The organism is Clostridium sp. (assembly GCF_036660475.1).
Classification (GTDB): domain Bacteria; phylum Bacillota; class Clostridia; order Clostridiales; family Clostridiaceae; genus Clostridium_J.
In genome coordinates this window covers 90,682-105,231 of record NZ_JAVXAO010000011.1, presented here as the reverse complement: position 1 = coordinate 105,231, position 14,550 = coordinate 90,682, and the positions used below count along the sequence as shown (strand labels likewise).

Annotated in this window: 16 protein-coding genes; 3 read left to right on the top strand and 13 right to left on the bottom strand. The window is 30.4% G+C overall.

The genetic code is table 11. From position 1 onward, the window contains the following. Window positions 1-413 precede the first annotated feature (413 nt). Window positions 414-749, top strand: coding sequence for a hypothetical protein (locus RSA29_RS14730; protein ID WP_346944550.1), 336 nt, complete (start codon window positions 414-416; stop codon window positions 747-749). Between the two features lie 162 nt (window positions 750-911). Here RSA29_RS14730 and RSA29_RS14725 read toward each other — a convergent pair whose 3' ends face one another. From RSA29_RS14725 to RSA29_RS14680, 10 genes are all read right to left on the bottom strand, one after another. Beyond that, window positions 912-1,439 carry a GNAT family N-acetyltransferase gene (locus tag RSA29_RS14725; protein ID WP_346944549.1) on the bottom strand — a complete coding sequence of 176 codons (528 nt, stop codon included), beginning with the start codon at window positions 1,437-1,439 and terminating at the stop codon, window positions 912-914. Between the two features lie 232 nt (window positions 1,440-1,671). Then, on the bottom strand, window positions 1,672-2,463 hold the full coding sequence (locus RSA29_RS14720; RefSeq protein ID WP_346944548.1) for a helix-turn-helix domain-containing protein: 792 nt from the start codon (window positions 2,461-2,463) through the stop codon (window positions 1,672-1,674). 280 nt (window positions 2,464-2,743) lie between these two features. Next, complete coding sequence (locus tag RSA29_RS14715; RefSeq protein WP_346944547.1) at window positions 2,744-3,205, bottom strand: hypothetical protein; 462 nt, start codon at window positions 3,203-3,205, stop codon at window positions 2,744-2,746. Window positions 3,206-3,280: 75 nt separating this feature from the next. After that, complete coding sequence (locus RSA29_RS14710) at window positions 3,281-3,574, bottom strand: hypothetical protein (RefSeq protein ID WP_346944546.1); 294 nt, start codon at window positions 3,572-3,574, stop codon at window positions 3,281-3,283. Between the two features lie 113 nt (window positions 3,575-3,687). After that, complete coding sequence (locus RSA29_RS14705) at window positions 3,688-4,458, bottom strand: GNAT family N-acetyltransferase (protein ID WP_346944545.1); 771 nt, start codon at window positions 4,456-4,458, stop codon at window positions 3,688-3,690. 1,054 nt (window positions 4,459-5,512) lie between these two features. After that, entirely contained in the window at window positions 5,513-5,932 is a 420-nt protein-coding gene (locus tag RSA29_RS14700; RefSeq protein WP_346944544.1) for a GNAT family N-acetyltransferase, read from the bottom strand. 303 nt (window positions 5,933-6,235) lie between these two features. Beyond that, window positions 6,236-7,705, bottom strand: a complete 1,470-nt coding sequence (locus RSA29_RS14695) for a hypothetical protein (RefSeq protein ID WP_346944543.1) — start codon at window positions 7,703-7,705, stop codon at window positions 6,236-6,238. After that, window positions 7,680-7,811 carry a hypothetical protein gene (locus RSA29_RS14690; protein WP_346944542.1) on the bottom strand — a complete coding sequence of 44 codons (132 nt, stop codon included), beginning with the start codon at window positions 7,809-7,811 and terminating at the stop codon, window positions 7,680-7,682. Before RSA29_RS14690 ends, RSA29_RS14695 begins: the two co-directional genes overlap by 26 nt. A 114-nt stretch (window positions 7,812-7,925) precedes the next feature. After that, window positions 7,926-8,372: a GNAT family N-acetyltransferase gene (locus RSA29_RS14685; RefSeq protein WP_346944541.1), complete on the bottom strand. Its 447-nt coding sequence runs from the start codon at window positions 8,370-8,372 to the stop codon at window positions 7,926-7,928. A 452-nt stretch (window positions 8,373-8,824) separates the two neighbouring features. After that, window positions 8,825-9,574 (bottom strand): DUF5694 domain-containing protein, encoded by a 750-nt coding sequence (locus tag RSA29_RS14680; RefSeq protein ID WP_346944540.1) that lies wholly within the window; start codon window positions 9,572-9,574, stop codon window positions 8,825-8,827. Window positions 9,575-9,849: 275 nt separating this feature from the next. Here RSA29_RS14680 and RSA29_RS14675 point away from each other — a divergent pair, with 275 nt between their 5' ends. Beyond that, entirely contained in the window at window positions 9,850-11,433 is a 1,584-nt protein-coding gene (locus RSA29_RS14675; RefSeq protein WP_346944539.1) for an AAA family ATPase, read from the top strand. A gap of 242 nt (window positions 11,434-11,675) precedes the next feature. On the opposite strand, the gene RSA29_RS14670 is transcribed toward RSA29_RS14675, so the two are convergent. The 3 genes from RSA29_RS14670 to RSA29_RS14660 all read right to left on the bottom strand — a co-directional run bounded on the left by RSA29_RS14670 (window position 11,676) and on the right by RSA29_RS14660 (window position 13,668). Beyond that, window positions 11,676-12,098, bottom strand: coding sequence for a VOC family protein (locus RSA29_RS14670; RefSeq protein ID WP_346944538.1), 423 nt, complete (start codon window positions 12,096-12,098; stop codon window positions 11,676-11,678). 116 nt (window positions 12,099-12,214) lie between these two features. Next, window positions 12,215-12,730: a ClbS/DfsB family four-helix bundle protein gene (locus RSA29_RS14665; protein WP_346944537.1), complete on the bottom strand. Its 516-nt coding sequence runs from the start codon at window positions 12,728-12,730 to the stop codon at window positions 12,215-12,217. 2 nt (window positions 12,731-12,732) lie between these two features. Further along, window positions 12,733-13,668, bottom strand: a complete 936-nt coding sequence (locus RSA29_RS14660) for a YafY family protein (RefSeq protein WP_346944536.1) — start codon at window positions 13,666-13,668, stop codon at window positions 12,733-12,735. 120 nt (window positions 13,669-13,788) lie between these two features. Between RSA29_RS14660 and RSA29_RS14655 the strand changes: the two genes are divergently transcribed. Continuing rightward, window positions 13,789-14,211: a pyridoxamine 5'-phosphate oxidase family protein gene (locus RSA29_RS14655; RefSeq protein ID WP_346944535.1), complete on the top strand. Its 423-nt coding sequence runs from the start codon at window positions 13,789-13,791 to the stop codon at window positions 14,209-14,211. The last annotated feature ends 339 nt before the right edge of the window (window positions 14,212-14,550 follow it).

Sequence of the window (14,550 nt, the reverse complement as noted above, 5' to 3'; positions counted from 1 at the left end):
ATTTTAAAAATTTATTGCATTTTATCTTGTAAAACTTATTGTAAATTTAATTATAAAAACTAATGTATAAGATCTGAAAATATGTTCATAATTAAGACATCCTAAATATTAGTGAGTAAGTACATAACTAAAGATAAATTACAAAGAGGAGCATTTTGCAATGCTCCTCTTTAATCATCTATGTTCATCTCACTTCTCTCTGCTCTGTTATACCTTTGTATCACTTTCGTATAATTTATTATTTCTTACCCTCATAGCTATGATCCCATTATAGTTTTTCTTCTTTATCCCACCCATTATAAAAAATATGAAACTACTTATAGGCTTTCCACCTACTCGGCGCGTATGAAAGTCATATAACCACTAATATTATTAGACTTATTTAGGCATAATGTAAATGAAAGGGGTGTGTGATGAAGAAATTTACTGGTTTATTTTTAATTTTTTTATTTTTAACATTTATTGCAATTGGATTAAAACCTGCATTTGCTGCTACTAATAATTTTAAGGAAGGTGTTTATAAATTATCTGATTTTATTCCTTCAAGAAATAATGTCTATGTGTTTTCAAACATTTCTTCAACCGATAAGATCCAGATGATTATTGTAGACGAAAATCAAACTATACATCAGTCTATAATACTATCACCAAATTCAGAAAAACACATTACATTGCCTATACTTCCTAATTACACAGTTACATTCCTTGGCAAAGGAGAGATGTACTTTTATCCTGCTGAATCTAAATAGTAATTTCATTATGAATTAGGATAGTAAGTCTAAGTTACCTTATTATTCAGTAAAAATGATATGCTGCCCTTTCCAGTAACAGATTTTTATTTTTAATCTGTCTACCTCAAGGGGAGCATATCATTATGCGTATTTCTGGGTTTTGTACCTTCTCTCCTAAGATTATTTACTTAAGTAATCATCTCTAGTAATTACTAATTTAGCAATTCCATTCACTTCATCAATTATATTAAAACCAACCGCCTTATGTATTTCAATAGCAGACTTTCTCGTAGTTTCAAAATCATTATGAACTTCTAATGCATCATAAGTCTCAAAAGCAACCTTCATCAGTTTTTTTAGTGCTTCAAGTGAGTATCCCGCGCCTCGATACTTTGCCTCAAGAACAATCCCCATATCATAATACTTATCCTTATCACTTAAATTAAGATTTACCTCTCCAATAAAAGAATTATCATCCTCTCTTGTGATATAGGCATAAAAATATTCTGGCTTTTTATCAACTCTATTAGAATGCCAATTTCTCCACTTATTTTCTGGAAAATCTATACATCCTGTATCTTTATGATATCCTTCATAAGAAATATCATATCCCTTATTGTAATCCATGGTGTCTGGTTGACTCATTATTTTTTTACGATACGCTAACTCTTCAAATTTTGGAACATGAAAATATACTTTATTCTCCATTGTACCCCCTATAAACCTTATATTTTAAAATAATTTTATTTCGTATTTTAATACCATTGCTCATATATCGTATATTTGCGATATATGAGCAATTTAATAATATTGTTCATCAATTTTTTTAAAACCCAAAAGTAGTTTCTTTTACGTCAGGTAAAATACTATAAATAGACTTCCCCATTCTTTCCTCAAAATATCTTTGTATGTCAAATGTTGCTTATTAGTGAGGTGATTATTAATCTAACTGAAAGAATCTCATGATACTACCATCAATTGTTGTTACATTGCACTCTTTGCCTCCCCAATGCTGAGTTTTAACTTCTGTTATTTGATCCCAACCATTTTTCTTCACAAATGAATATAGTTGTTCTACACCTTCAACACACATGAAAGCAACAGTTTGTTTTGAAGGTTCGCCAAAAAACATGTGAATGCCATTAAATGTAGTTATTTTCATATTAACTAATTCCCCAGGTATTGGCAATGCACACCCATAGGTTCCCATTCCATCTTTATTTCTTTCATCAATATTTGCGTACCAACCTAAAACAGTTTCAAACCATTTTGCAGTTTTATCCATGTTCTGTGTGTAATAGACAGGACCATTTTCTTTAACGGAATACCCTCTTTGTTTCAAATCTTGCATAGTTTGTTTTCCTCCTAAAATAGATTGAACAGATATTTTGGCGAATAAATTGATATTCTCGATATGACTGCGCGCTATCATAGGAGAAACTCCATGGAAACGGTTAAAAGCACGTGAAAAACTTTCTGGTGACTTATATCCATATTTGAAAGCAATGTCAATTATCTTTGCCTTGGATGATGATACCTCGATTCCTGCCAGTGCTAATCTTCGATTGCGAATATAATCACCAAGTGAAATACCACACACGATAGAAAAAACACGTTGAAATTGAAAACTTGACATATATGCCTGACTTGCAATGACTTCTGCTTTTAAATCATCAAGGATATTATCCTCGATAAAGTCAATTGCTCTTTGAATGCAACTTACCGTATCCACTTACTCACCCCCTCTGTGTATTTTATAGTATAAAGAAAAACTCCATAGACTTCATGATATTTTTTGCTTGTTTCGGCTAATATAAATAATATTTACCTCGCCATATAATGATTATCAAGAGTAATTTTAAAAAACTTAATAAAATAACACTATAAAATATATTATACATGTATAGTATGTTTTAACCTAAATTTAAAGTCCAGTAAATTAATTACTGGACTTTATCTCGTAATATATTAAATTTGTTCAGCTTATCTAAAAGACAAATTGTGGTTTTATATCAAATATTAGAATGAATATAAAATAATGTGGCTGATTCAGTATCATAAAAATAAATAGTATAATTATCAAATTTTTTATATTTTGAATCTCCAATTGATTTCCCTTCTTTTGTTTTAATATAAATATAATCCCCTTCAGAAATGCAAGAGTCATCAAAATCATATTCATCAGTTCTATCTCCAGCATCCATCCACGATTTAAAATTAGTAAAATATGAGCGGATATTTTCTATGCCTTCCTCTTTGACTAATGAATAAATGTCATTTTTCAGAAAAATATTATTAGATTCCTTATAGTAATACTTGCCATAGTCTGTGTAATCCTGAGCGCCATCTTTATCAAAATATTCATCTTTATCTATATAACCTTTCAAAACTGCTTTATCCGAAAAAGAAGAACAGCCGTTTATAAAAATAATCATCCCAATTATCAGAATTGCTGAATATACGATTTTTTTCATTGTCTTTACCTCGCTTTCAAATTCCTATTTATCTATATGATATGAAAAATACCACTACTTCGTATTATAATACGATTATTCATCACTTAATTTCATATTTTTATTAATCATAATTTCTACTAATCTTAAAATTTTATATAAACACTCACATACTAATTTAAATAGCCATATTCCCAATATTGGTTTTGTCAAAGTGTTAATCCAATACATAATATAATTAAAATTTACTTTTGGTGACGTTACTGGAGTGCCCGGAACTAAAATCCATTGATTTAAAATTCCTAATAATCGTATAGCTACATAAATTAATCCAATAGTTAACATTCCATTTGCAATGCTTTTAGCATTCATTTTCCCTAATTTTAACATAATAAAGCCCCACCTTTTTATTATTAATAGTGAAAAATTTAATACAGTTGTGTCGCAAGATATGAAAAATGTGAAGCAATTAATTAAATACATAATTGCTTTAATCTACAAATTTAATAAATTGAATATACCTCATATTCTTTTTCAAAATGATACCCTAATTTCTCTGCAAGGGATACAGACTCTAAATTTGGCGCATCCCAACGAGGATAAATATTTTTGTCCAGACAGTCTAATATTAACTTGGAGGCGCAAGCCAGTGCTAATCCTCTTTGTCCATATTCTTTTTTTGTTCCAATGGTAATATCAATACTACCCTTGCAATAACTATATGAAGATGCTCCTGAAATTATCTCGCCATCATAGATAATCACATATCCAATTCCATTCTTCAAAAATTCTTCCAAGGATGAATAATTTGAACAGCAGTCTGCCATAAATTCATCTTCTAATACCTTGTTATAGTTAGATTCATCTATTTTCTCTATGTGAAACTTAGGTTCAATAGCCTCGATAAAATTTTTAAGTCTATCCCTTTGAAATACATCTGGTTCTTTTTTTATTGCATATCTACTATATTTTTTATGATTATTGGAAAAGTATTTTTCGATGACCGAAACCCCATAATCACTATATGATACAATAATTTTCCGCTTAAATTGCTCAAGTAATTCTTTTATAGCAATTTTATCACTCATATCTTCAGTGCATCCCAATAAAAAACAGAAATCTGCCACGACAACCATTGCAATGGAAGGCTTGCCCTTCATATCAACCCAAGCCCTTCCCATATTTCCCTCAACACATGACCAAAGTGCAATATCCAACTGTCCCTCACACAGCCGACAAAGACAGTACATTTCATCTTTTGATAGCTCTATCATAATAATACCCCCTAAAAATGAATAGTAAATTTAATAACAAATCGAACTGTGTAATCTTATTTCAGATAAACAAATTATTACGGTGCAATAAAATACAACTCTCCACCACTTATATGTTTTATAATACCATTTTTGTAATAATATCTAAAGCAACCTTTACATATAAAATTAGAATAGTGTCAAAGTACTATAGTACTTTAACCCTAAGACGCTAAAGTTTTAACTATATATTTTTGTTGTGATCTAGTATTTCATTCTTTAAAAACAACAAAAGTGCAGTGAACATTTATAAAATATTCACTACACCTTATTAATTAACCTAAGTATCTTCACCGCTCTTAATTGCATGGAATATTAAAGCTACCCTTATTAATCCCACCCTAAAAGTTTATTTTCTAAATCTCCAAAATCATAATTTCGTTGCTTAAAATCATTGAATTTATTCTTTTTAAAAGTCTTCTTAGACTCCACATATTCTCTGGCTTCACCACAATCATCTCAGGAGTGAAAATTATAAATATCCTCTTATACATTAGTATAACATTTGTATAACTTATACTTTCGTTATACCAGCGTATAATTTATGTTCATCTCACTTCTAGCTACATGTTATACCTTTGTATCACCTTCGTATAACTCCTTATTTCTTTACCCTCATAGATATAGCTCCCAGTGTAGATTTTTCTCTTTATCCCACCCATTATAAAGAATATGAAACTACTGATAGGCTTTCCACCTACGCGGTGCGTAACGTGTCTACAGAGTGCTAATGCTCCCCCTACTCCTTGGTTGTATAAGATTTTAGAATATAATTGCCATCCCCCTAAATTATAAAATATAAATATAGGAATAGTAACTACTAGGAGGGTTTTATATATGTCAAAGGGAACTTTTTAAAAACAAAGTATCTAGATTAGAAATTTAGGCTAAGGCATATATACTACAGATAAATGAATAAGGCTATATGTATAATTTTCACTAAAATTACAATGAAATTACGCAAACAAAATAATATTAATTACTCTATCTTACACTTAACTACTTGCTTTATACGTTAATCTTTTATAACTTTTCTTAAACCTGCTCCACAATATTGATGAGGTAATCTACGGAACCCTAGCTTTTCATAAAACTCTTCTTTACCAGGTTCAGCCGCCAAAGCAATACTTACTCTTTCTCCTTGAGTTCTATTTTTTTCAATATAATTTATAAGTTCATTAATGATATTGGTACCTATCTTTTGACCCTGATATTCTTTCCTAACAACAACATCATAAATTTGATAATACAATGCACCGTCACCAAGTAATCGTCCCATTCCAACCGGTATATCATCGTTATAAGCTACAACGCTAACCAAAGTATTATTTATAGCCCTTATTGCTTGTGTTTCTGGTGGACAAGACCAATTCACGCTTTGCCTTAATATTTTGTATGTATTAAAATCCAAGGTATTTTTTTTATAAATTATCAATTTGCCACCCCCTTTTAATTCATAATTATCTAGCACGATATGATACAATTATACATTTCTATAGTACCATTTTTAGAATAATATTCCAAATTATCTTAACATATAAAATCATAATAATTTCTCAGTGTTATAACACTATAACCCTAAAGTATCAAACAAGGGTTTTGATTATGAGATAATATTTCATTCCTCCTTAAGACCCACAAAGGGGCAATGAACATTTCATTACACTTTTTCCTTAGTTTAAAATACTTCCATGCAAATATTAAAAGACTAAGGTTTAAAATCAAACCTTAGTCTTCTTTATTTTAAGCTCATGATACTGCCATCCAAGCTTACTCCATTACTTTTTAAAATATGTTTATCACTTTCGTTTAGATTTAAAAACTCGATTGTAAGCATTTGAGTTTTCTTATCATAACTGTAATCTGATACTATATGATTTTTAGTCCTCATTTCCTCTAGAGCGTCCACTACACGCTTTCTCTTTCTATCAATACGACTGCCCCTCCAATAGATTCCAAAGGTTGTGCTAGCCAAATTACAGCTTGTTTCAAGGAATTCATTGTTAATGAAAGACCTATATCTTCTCATTTGAAGCCAGGTTGATATTTGCTTGGCATCCTTACTAAAGGCGTTATAAAGATCCTTACTATATTCAAAGGCACTTCTCTTCATTACCATTTCCTTTAAAAGGCCTCCCAGCTTAACCTTAACCATCTTAATTTTATTTTCCTCATAGATTACACACTCTAAAAGGGACCCATTTATAGAGAACTTCTCATCACCAATCCCTGAAATTGTACCCTTTAAATTCGAGCTACTTAGTTTTATATGAGCCTCGATAAGATCGTTATGAGATTTCTCACTGTGAGATAACCCCATCTCCTCAGCCACTGCATAAACACTTGTAACTATTTCCTCATCATTTACTATATTTCTAAAGTTATAGTAATAAACACAAAGAGCCACATCAATGGAATTCATATATCTTAAGGCCTTAATAAGAGCAAGCTCTGTAGCAAAGTTAATAGCCTCTATAGGGTTGCCGTTCTTAAGCTCCAGATAGGACTTTTGCTCTAACTCTAAAATTACCTTATCTATAGCCTCAGGTTCTGCCATTATCTCCATCTCAATAGGTTTTATAGCGCTTATATCCGTATACTTCTCAAGAGTCTTTAAATCCCCCTTGGAGTAAATAGTAGCTCTATTAGTGGTATCTACTAAAATATTAGAAAATATAGTAGGCACCTTCGTTAAATCATTCTTCTCCTCATAACCACATATGTATTTATGAAATATAATTAAAATATCATTCTTATAAGCAGCCTTTAAGGATCTCTTAGGAATCACCTGAAGGTATGGAAAATCGCTAAGTAAACAATTTTGATTTTCCTTCCAGGAAGCTATACTATCTTCCATCCTATTTTTATACTCATTAGGATCATTAACCCCAAAATAAGATTTAAAATCCTTCTCATTTCTATCTCCACTAAGGACTCTATTATACTCATGGAAAACACTGTGAATTTCAGCCTTCATTGCTTCACCATAGGCACCATCTAAAGACTTTATCCATCTTTTCCTAGTATCTATACATCTACGCTTTATATTTATCATCTTCTCTTCACGCTGATACTCATTAGTCATTTCATACAAATCATCAGTTAAATTCTTTAGCATCCCACTAAACTTTTCGCCTACATTTTTTTCATACTTAGTTATAAACTTAGTCCCAATAAAAGCTTTAAACTCCACCATCATAGCATTCAATGATCTCACCACCTTGTATCTTCATCTTTTTTGTAGCAAGGATACTCCCACTTCTAAAAGTAGGGGAGGGATTTCCACTTTGCTTTAACCCACTATCTCTCACCACATTCACATCATATCCTTAATTATAACCTAATTTACCCAATAGGTGAACATAATCCTTATGCCACACTTCAAACCTAATTTAAGATTACGAATCACCCTAACGATAAATTGGAATTTATCTCTCCATTTTAACAATATATTCAGTCGTATCTTCTTCAAATTTCTTTTCACTTGTTAAATGAAATCCATGTCTTTTATAAAAAGAAATTGCCCTGGTGTTTTTTTCTAATGCCCATAAATTATCTGCATGTAGTTCATTAATCGCATATTCTATCAATTCTTTACCAATGCCTTCACTTTGAAAAAATGTATCTACATATAGTTTGCAAATTTCTTTTTCATTCATTTGAATAAAGCCCTTTATTAACCCATTATCAAACACATATGTATTTGAAATTATTTCAGCCTTTTTGAAATAATTATCTACCAAAGAAACGACTTGTAATTCACTAAATGAAAATTTCTCATCTTTAAAAATAGGAAAATAATTTACTCTATTATTAAAAACATATATTTCAGCTATTCTTGATAAATCATTTATTTTTGATTTTCTAACATTCATTGTTTATCTCCCTTACAAATTCCTATTTATCGCTGATAATCTAATACCATCCCCACCAACCTACACCTAAACTATACCCTAATAAAATCATATTTTCAATAATTACCCAATTCGCTTTTATCAATAGATCTTCACCTGCCCTTTAACACATCTCCATTTCAATAGTAACTGTTAGTTTACCCTCGTCACATCTGACATCCTTAAAAATATGCCCCTCGCTATAAGTGGCATTCTTAAAATAACACCCTTGTCACATCTTACATTCCTTGAATATGACCCTTTCTATAAGTGGAATTCTTTAAAATATTAGCAAACTAAGGTTCCAAAATCCTTTCACCATTACCTCCGTGATGAAAATTTTAGAATAAAACTAAAACTTAAAGGACCTCCACCATAGATTATGGGGGAGATCCTATTTGGTTCTCTATTATTAAGTTTATGAATTAAGTAATTTACAGATAATCTAGTGGATCGATAAACTCAAACTCACCATATTCTTTTATAAAACTTCTAAGTATTTTGCAGTGACCAGCTCCATATAAAACCAAAATTCTATCTCCTGATTTAGCTATGTCCTGTAGATTTGCAAAAATGTAAAGATTTCTTCTATACCATTCTGTTAGTGAGTTTACTCCATAATACGTACTCCCTGCACCTACTTGATTTAAGAATAAGTACAAATCACTATGGTCTACTTCAATTATGGTAGGATCATTTAAGTGTCTTAATATTTCATTAACTGTATGTTCTTGCATAAATTCATTTTCAGATAAACCACACTTATTTATACGGTTAGTAAATTTCTCATATATCATTGGACAATTTTTTTCAGCATATTCATAAACATCTTCAGGTAAATCTACTGGAACATCTACTGGATATATTTTATTATGATTCAGTTTATTGGCCAATTTGAAGGCTATTTGAACAATCTCATTTCTATGACCTATTACCTCATTGGATTTAATAGAATTATCTATACAAAATTCAGAATATATTTCATTTAGTTCTTTTTCTTTTTCTCGCTTTGCCTCAACTGCAATTTTATTTGGTTTAAATTTCATAATTTTTTCTAATAATTCATTAATTTCATCTTGTCTTTTATCTGTAGTAATGTCTCCAGAATCCAAATCAATTAAATGACCTCCACCTTTGTCAAAGTGATAAGTTCCCAATAAAAGTATCTTTGCCTTTTCTTCCATAATACCCTCCACCATTTCTTAATTAGTTCATCATATAATACCTGTGTTCATTTCTATACCTAATTAAACTTCTATATTTATATTAGTTAATATAAATATCTTCATATTAATTATACCAATTATACCATATTATTGAACAATTTCAATAAAACTACTATAACCCACCCTTGGGGTAATCTCCAAACCCCTTGCCACTTGAGCCTTATAATCACCAATGATTTATGTTTAAATAAGTCCTAAATATGATAGAATAACATATAGGATGGTGATAAATCTTGGAGAAGGAATTTAATATAACTGGAACGTGTATTCCACATATGCATTATATGGTGGACACATCTAATAAATTAAAAGAAACTATGAAATTTATAGCAAAAGGAAAGTATTTCATAATAAATAGACCAAGACAATATGGTAAAACCACTACTTTCTTTTTACTTAATAATAGACTTAAAGAATCAGAGGATTATTTACCTATAAAGATTAGTTTTGAAGGGGTAGGGGATTTGATCTTTGAAAATGAGAAGATATTTTCAAGAGAATTTTTGCAAATATTGGCTGACAATGTTATGTACTCTAATAGTGAGCTAGCTGATTTTTTAGAATTACAAAAAAGTTCTGTAGCCAATTTTAGAGATTTATCAAGGGCTTTAACTAAATTTGTTTTAAAGTCCAATAAAAAAGTAGTTTTACTTATAGATGAAGTGGATAAAAGCAGCAATAATCAGCTATTTCTAAGCTTTCTAGGCATGCTTAGAAATAAGTATTTACTTAGAAATGAGGGCCAAGATTTTACTTTTCATAGTGTAGTTTTAGCGGGGGTTCATGACATTAAGACGCTGAAGGTGAAGCTAAGACCTGACGAAGAGCAGAAGTATAATAGTCCTTGGAATATAGCAACTGATTTCAATGTGGATATGAGTTTCTCAAAGGATGAGATAATGACAATGCTGGATGATTACACAGAAAATAAAGCGGTAACCCTTGATAAGGAATACTTTGCTGAAAAGCTCTATTTCTATACCTCTGGATACCCATTCCTGGTGAGTAAACTTTGTAAGATCATAGATGAAACTATAATGGATGAGGATAACTTAGTATGGGAAAAAGAGTACATGGATCTTGCTGTAAAACAGCTCTTAAGGGAGGGTAACACTAACTTTGATAGCCTTATAAAAAATATAGAGAATAATACACAGCTAAGAAACCTTATAAAACGAATTATCTTAGACAATGATTATATTACCTTTGCAGCTGATAATCCAATAATAAATCTTGGTATGATTTATGGTATTTTTAAAAATCATCATGGAACAGTTAAAATTAATAATAGAATATATGAACAGCGAATTTATAATTATATGAGTTCTCTTATCGAAACATCTATTAGTACAGGGTCTTACAATGAGCGAAGCGCTTATATAAACGAAGACGGCAACCTAGATATAAGAAAAATCCTTGTAAAGTTCTCTGAATTCATGAAGCACGAGTATTCAGAGAAGCGAGAAGCATTCTTAGACGCAGATGGAAGACTATTATTTCTAGCGTTTATAAGTCCCATAATAAATGGAACAGGCTTTGCCTTTAAAGAGGTACAAGGTGGCGATGAGAAAAGATTTGATATTGTTATAACCTATAATAAAAAGATGTATATACTAGAGCTGAAAAGATGGAGTGGTGAATCCTATCATCAGAAGGGATTAATTCAGCTAGGAGAATACCTGGATCAGTATGGGCTTGATAGGGGTTATCTTCTAATCTTTGACTTTAGAAAGATCAGTGGGGAAGTCGGAAATCAGAAAGATACGGTTATTAATGTAGGTGAAAAAGAAAAGAGGATTGTTGAAGTTTATTGCTAATATAGCCACACTTCAAAACTAACGTATATTTGAATAAGTTATTTTCACATTAGAACTTAGCTATATCTCAGTTCTAATATGTATTTACCCTTAAAATAAGTGTTAAAGTTATTACTTATTTTAAGGTGGATGTGGACCTACACACTTTTAGAACCTACAAAACCCAGAAATATAGTAGCATATTTCTGGGTTTTGTAGGTTCTAATTTAAGATTACGAATCACCCCAAGGATAAATTGGAATTTATTTAATTCTCTTGAACATTGGATGCTTTTTATTAAACTCAACTAAATCCCATAAGTTACCGTATAAATCTTTAAATACTGCAACCGTTCCATAGTCCTGCTCTTTAGGTTCCCTAATAAACTCTATTCCTACATTCTTCATTTCATTATAATCACGCCAAAAATCATCAGTTCCTAAGAAAAGAAAAACTCTTCCACCTGCTTGATTTCCTATGAAAGGCTCTTGTTCTTCCTTAGATGCTCTTGCTAGTAGTATTGTTGTTCCATTTGACCCAGGTGGAGATACTACTACCCATCTTTTATCTTGATCTGGTTGATATGTATCTTCTACTAATTCAAAATGAAGTTTATTTGTATAGAAATCAATTGCTTCATCGTAATCTTTTACTACTAAAGCAATATGTACAATTGATTGAATCATTAATTTTCATCCTTTCTCTATTCTTATAATCTCCCCGACAAATTCCTATTTATCTAGTTCTTTAAACATTAATATTGGCTACTTAATCCTGTCGATAAACTTGAGTTTGTTGTTGTTTATTTCTGTTTCAATTTTTTCCACTTTCGTATTTTTGTTCTAAATGACTTGAATGGTGCAACAGTATTTATATGAATCCACTTCCATATTGCCCAATTAAAAGGCGTTGATGATGACCACTTTCTTCCTCCTTGTTGAAATAATTCAATATCTGTATATGTATTTATTAATTCAATAATTTTATCTTCTGTTTCTACAAACATAATGCTTAACTCTTTTAAGCTATATTCATCATATTGCTTATAAAAACTTTCATATAAACCACCAAGGTTATTCCACTTATAGTTTGGAGCTGGTGTTATAACATTCTGTCCTTTTTTCTCTTGATTCTCCCAATCAAGAATAAGATTTATCCATCCCAATTGATAAGCAATCATTTGAGCTGGAGTTCTATCCACCCCATCAACTAATTTTTCTTTATCCTTTTCATCAATATCATCAAATTCATGAATGAATAATTTTGAACGATTAGAAATCTCTAAAATTAATTCTTCTCTATTTTTATATTCTTGCAATTTTACACCTCTTTATAAACATTCAATAATTTTTCTATACGTTTAATAAGCTCTATGCGTATATTGTCTGGAGCTAAGCATTCACATTTATCTCCAAATCCCATTAAAGTATTATATCCTAAATCATCAGCTACAAAAGGAAAATCAACTAAAAACCTCTCATCTCCATAAGCCTGTACATTATCTTCTCCACATCTTTCAACCATTTGCTCTCTTAAAGACCAATGTACTGACAGCTTAATTGTAATAAGTCTTTTATCTATCCATCCATTTCCGTCTAATGATTTTTCTTCAAACTCCCTTGGTACAAACTCTTCTTCTAATATTTCTAGATTTGAAATTCTAGATAATTTAAACACCCTAAAATCCTCTTTTAAAGTACAATACCCTTGTATATACCAATTGTTCTCCTTCAATATTAACTTATATGGTTCTATAACGCGTTTATTCTTATTTCCACTAGCCCCATAATATTCAAATTGTAAATACTTATTACAATTTAAAGCTCGTTTTACTTTCTCAATATTGTATTGAAAGCTCTTATTTCCCATCCAAGTTGTTAAGTCAATTGTAATTTGATTTGCTCTTAACTCTATGTCTTTAACCTTTTCTTTAGGAAGTAAACTTTTAACCTTTTCTAATGTCCCTATAACATCTTTATTTGATAAAGTTGTTGAAACACTTGATAATCCCATAAGGATAGTTGAAATATCTGATGTGGTAAAAAGCTTATTATCAACCTTGTACTCTTCCATTATGCTAATACCACCATTAGCTCCATTATACGTTGTTATAGGGATTCCAGCTAAAGATATTGTCTCTATATCTCTGTATATAGTTCTTGTACTAACTTCAAACATTTTGGCTAATTCTATTGCACTAACTCTTTCATTATTTAGTAAAACCATAATAATGGATATCAATCTATCTATCTTCAATAATATCTCTCCTTAAAATTACCAATATATTTTTTTCTAACCTTGACATAATGCTGTCAAATTTCGTGTGATATATTTAATTTGTTAGTAACAATATATAAAATACGGAGGGGACTGTAAATGGATTTTTTTAAAGAATTTAATAGAATAATGCTACATCAAAAGGAACTAGCTCTAGCAACTAGCGTGGATAATATTCCAAATGTTAGAATCGTAAACTTTTACTACAACATTTCAAAGAAAGGAGTTATATATTTTTCAACCTTCTCTGATAACTTAAAGGTTGAAGAGTTTGCAAAAAATAACATATTAGCATTTACTACTATACCAGCTAGTGAAACTGAACATATTAGAGTTAACAAGGCAAATATTCAAAAAAGTGATTTAACCATATTTGATTTAAGGGATGAATTTATAAAAAAAATCCCTGATTATGAAACTACAATAATTGAAGCTGGTGAATACTTATCTCTCTACGAGATTCACTTTAATATGGCTACTGTTACATTAGATTACACACACAGTGAAACTATAACGTTATAGCATTTTAATAAATAATCCAAAGATAAGTAAAATATCTTTGGATTATTTGATGTTAGGTGACTTATATACGGTTACTTATTCTATAACATAAGTAATTAGGTAAACTTCTATTTAGCTCTCACAATCTAATACTACTCCCGCCAACCTATACCTAAACTATACCCTAACAAAGTCATATTTTAAATAATTACCCAATTAGTTTTTATCAATAGATCCTCACCAGCCCTTTAACACATATCCATTCTAATAGTAACTGTTAATTTACCATCGCCATATCTGACATTTCTAAAGTAACATCCTCGTCATATCTGGCGTTCCTTAAATATAACCCTAGCTATA

Bases quoted from the DNA above. Each gene is read 5' to 3' on its own strand.
- RSA29_RS14730 (WP_346944550.1), top strand. From the start codon at position 414: ATGAAGAAATTTACTGGTTTATTTTTAATTTTTTTATTTTTAACATTT.
- RSA29_RS14725 (WP_346944549.1), bottom strand. From the start codon at position 1,439: ATGGAGAATAAAGTATATTTTCATGTTCCAAAATTTGAAGAGTTAGCG.
- RSA29_RS14715 (WP_346944547.1), bottom strand. From the start codon at position 3,205: ATGAAAAAAATCGTATATTCAGCAATTCTGATAATTGGGATGATTATT.
- RSA29_RS14710 (WP_346944546.1), bottom strand. From the start codon at position 3,574: ATGTTAAAATTAGGGAAAATGAATGCTAAAAGCATTGCAAATGGAATG.
- RSA29_RS14705 (WP_346944545.1), bottom strand. From the start codon at position 4,458: ATGATAGAGCTATCAAAAGATGAAATGTACTGTCTTTGTCGGCTGTGT.
- RSA29_RS14685 (WP_346944541.1), bottom strand. From the start codon at position 8,372: ATGAATGTTAGAAAATCAAAAATAAATGATTTATCAAGAATAGCTGAA.
- RSA29_RS14680 (WP_346944540.1), bottom strand. From the start codon at position 9,574: ATGGAAGAAAAGGCAAAGATACTTTTATTGGGAACTTATCACTTTGAC.
- RSA29_RS14670 (WP_346944538.1), bottom strand. From the start codon at position 12,098: ATGATTCAATCAATTGTACATATTGCTTTAGTAGTAAAAGATTACGAT.
- RSA29_RS14655 (WP_346944535.1), top strand. From the start codon at position 13,789: ATGGATTTTTTTAAAGAATTTAATAGAATAATGCTACATCAAAAGGAA.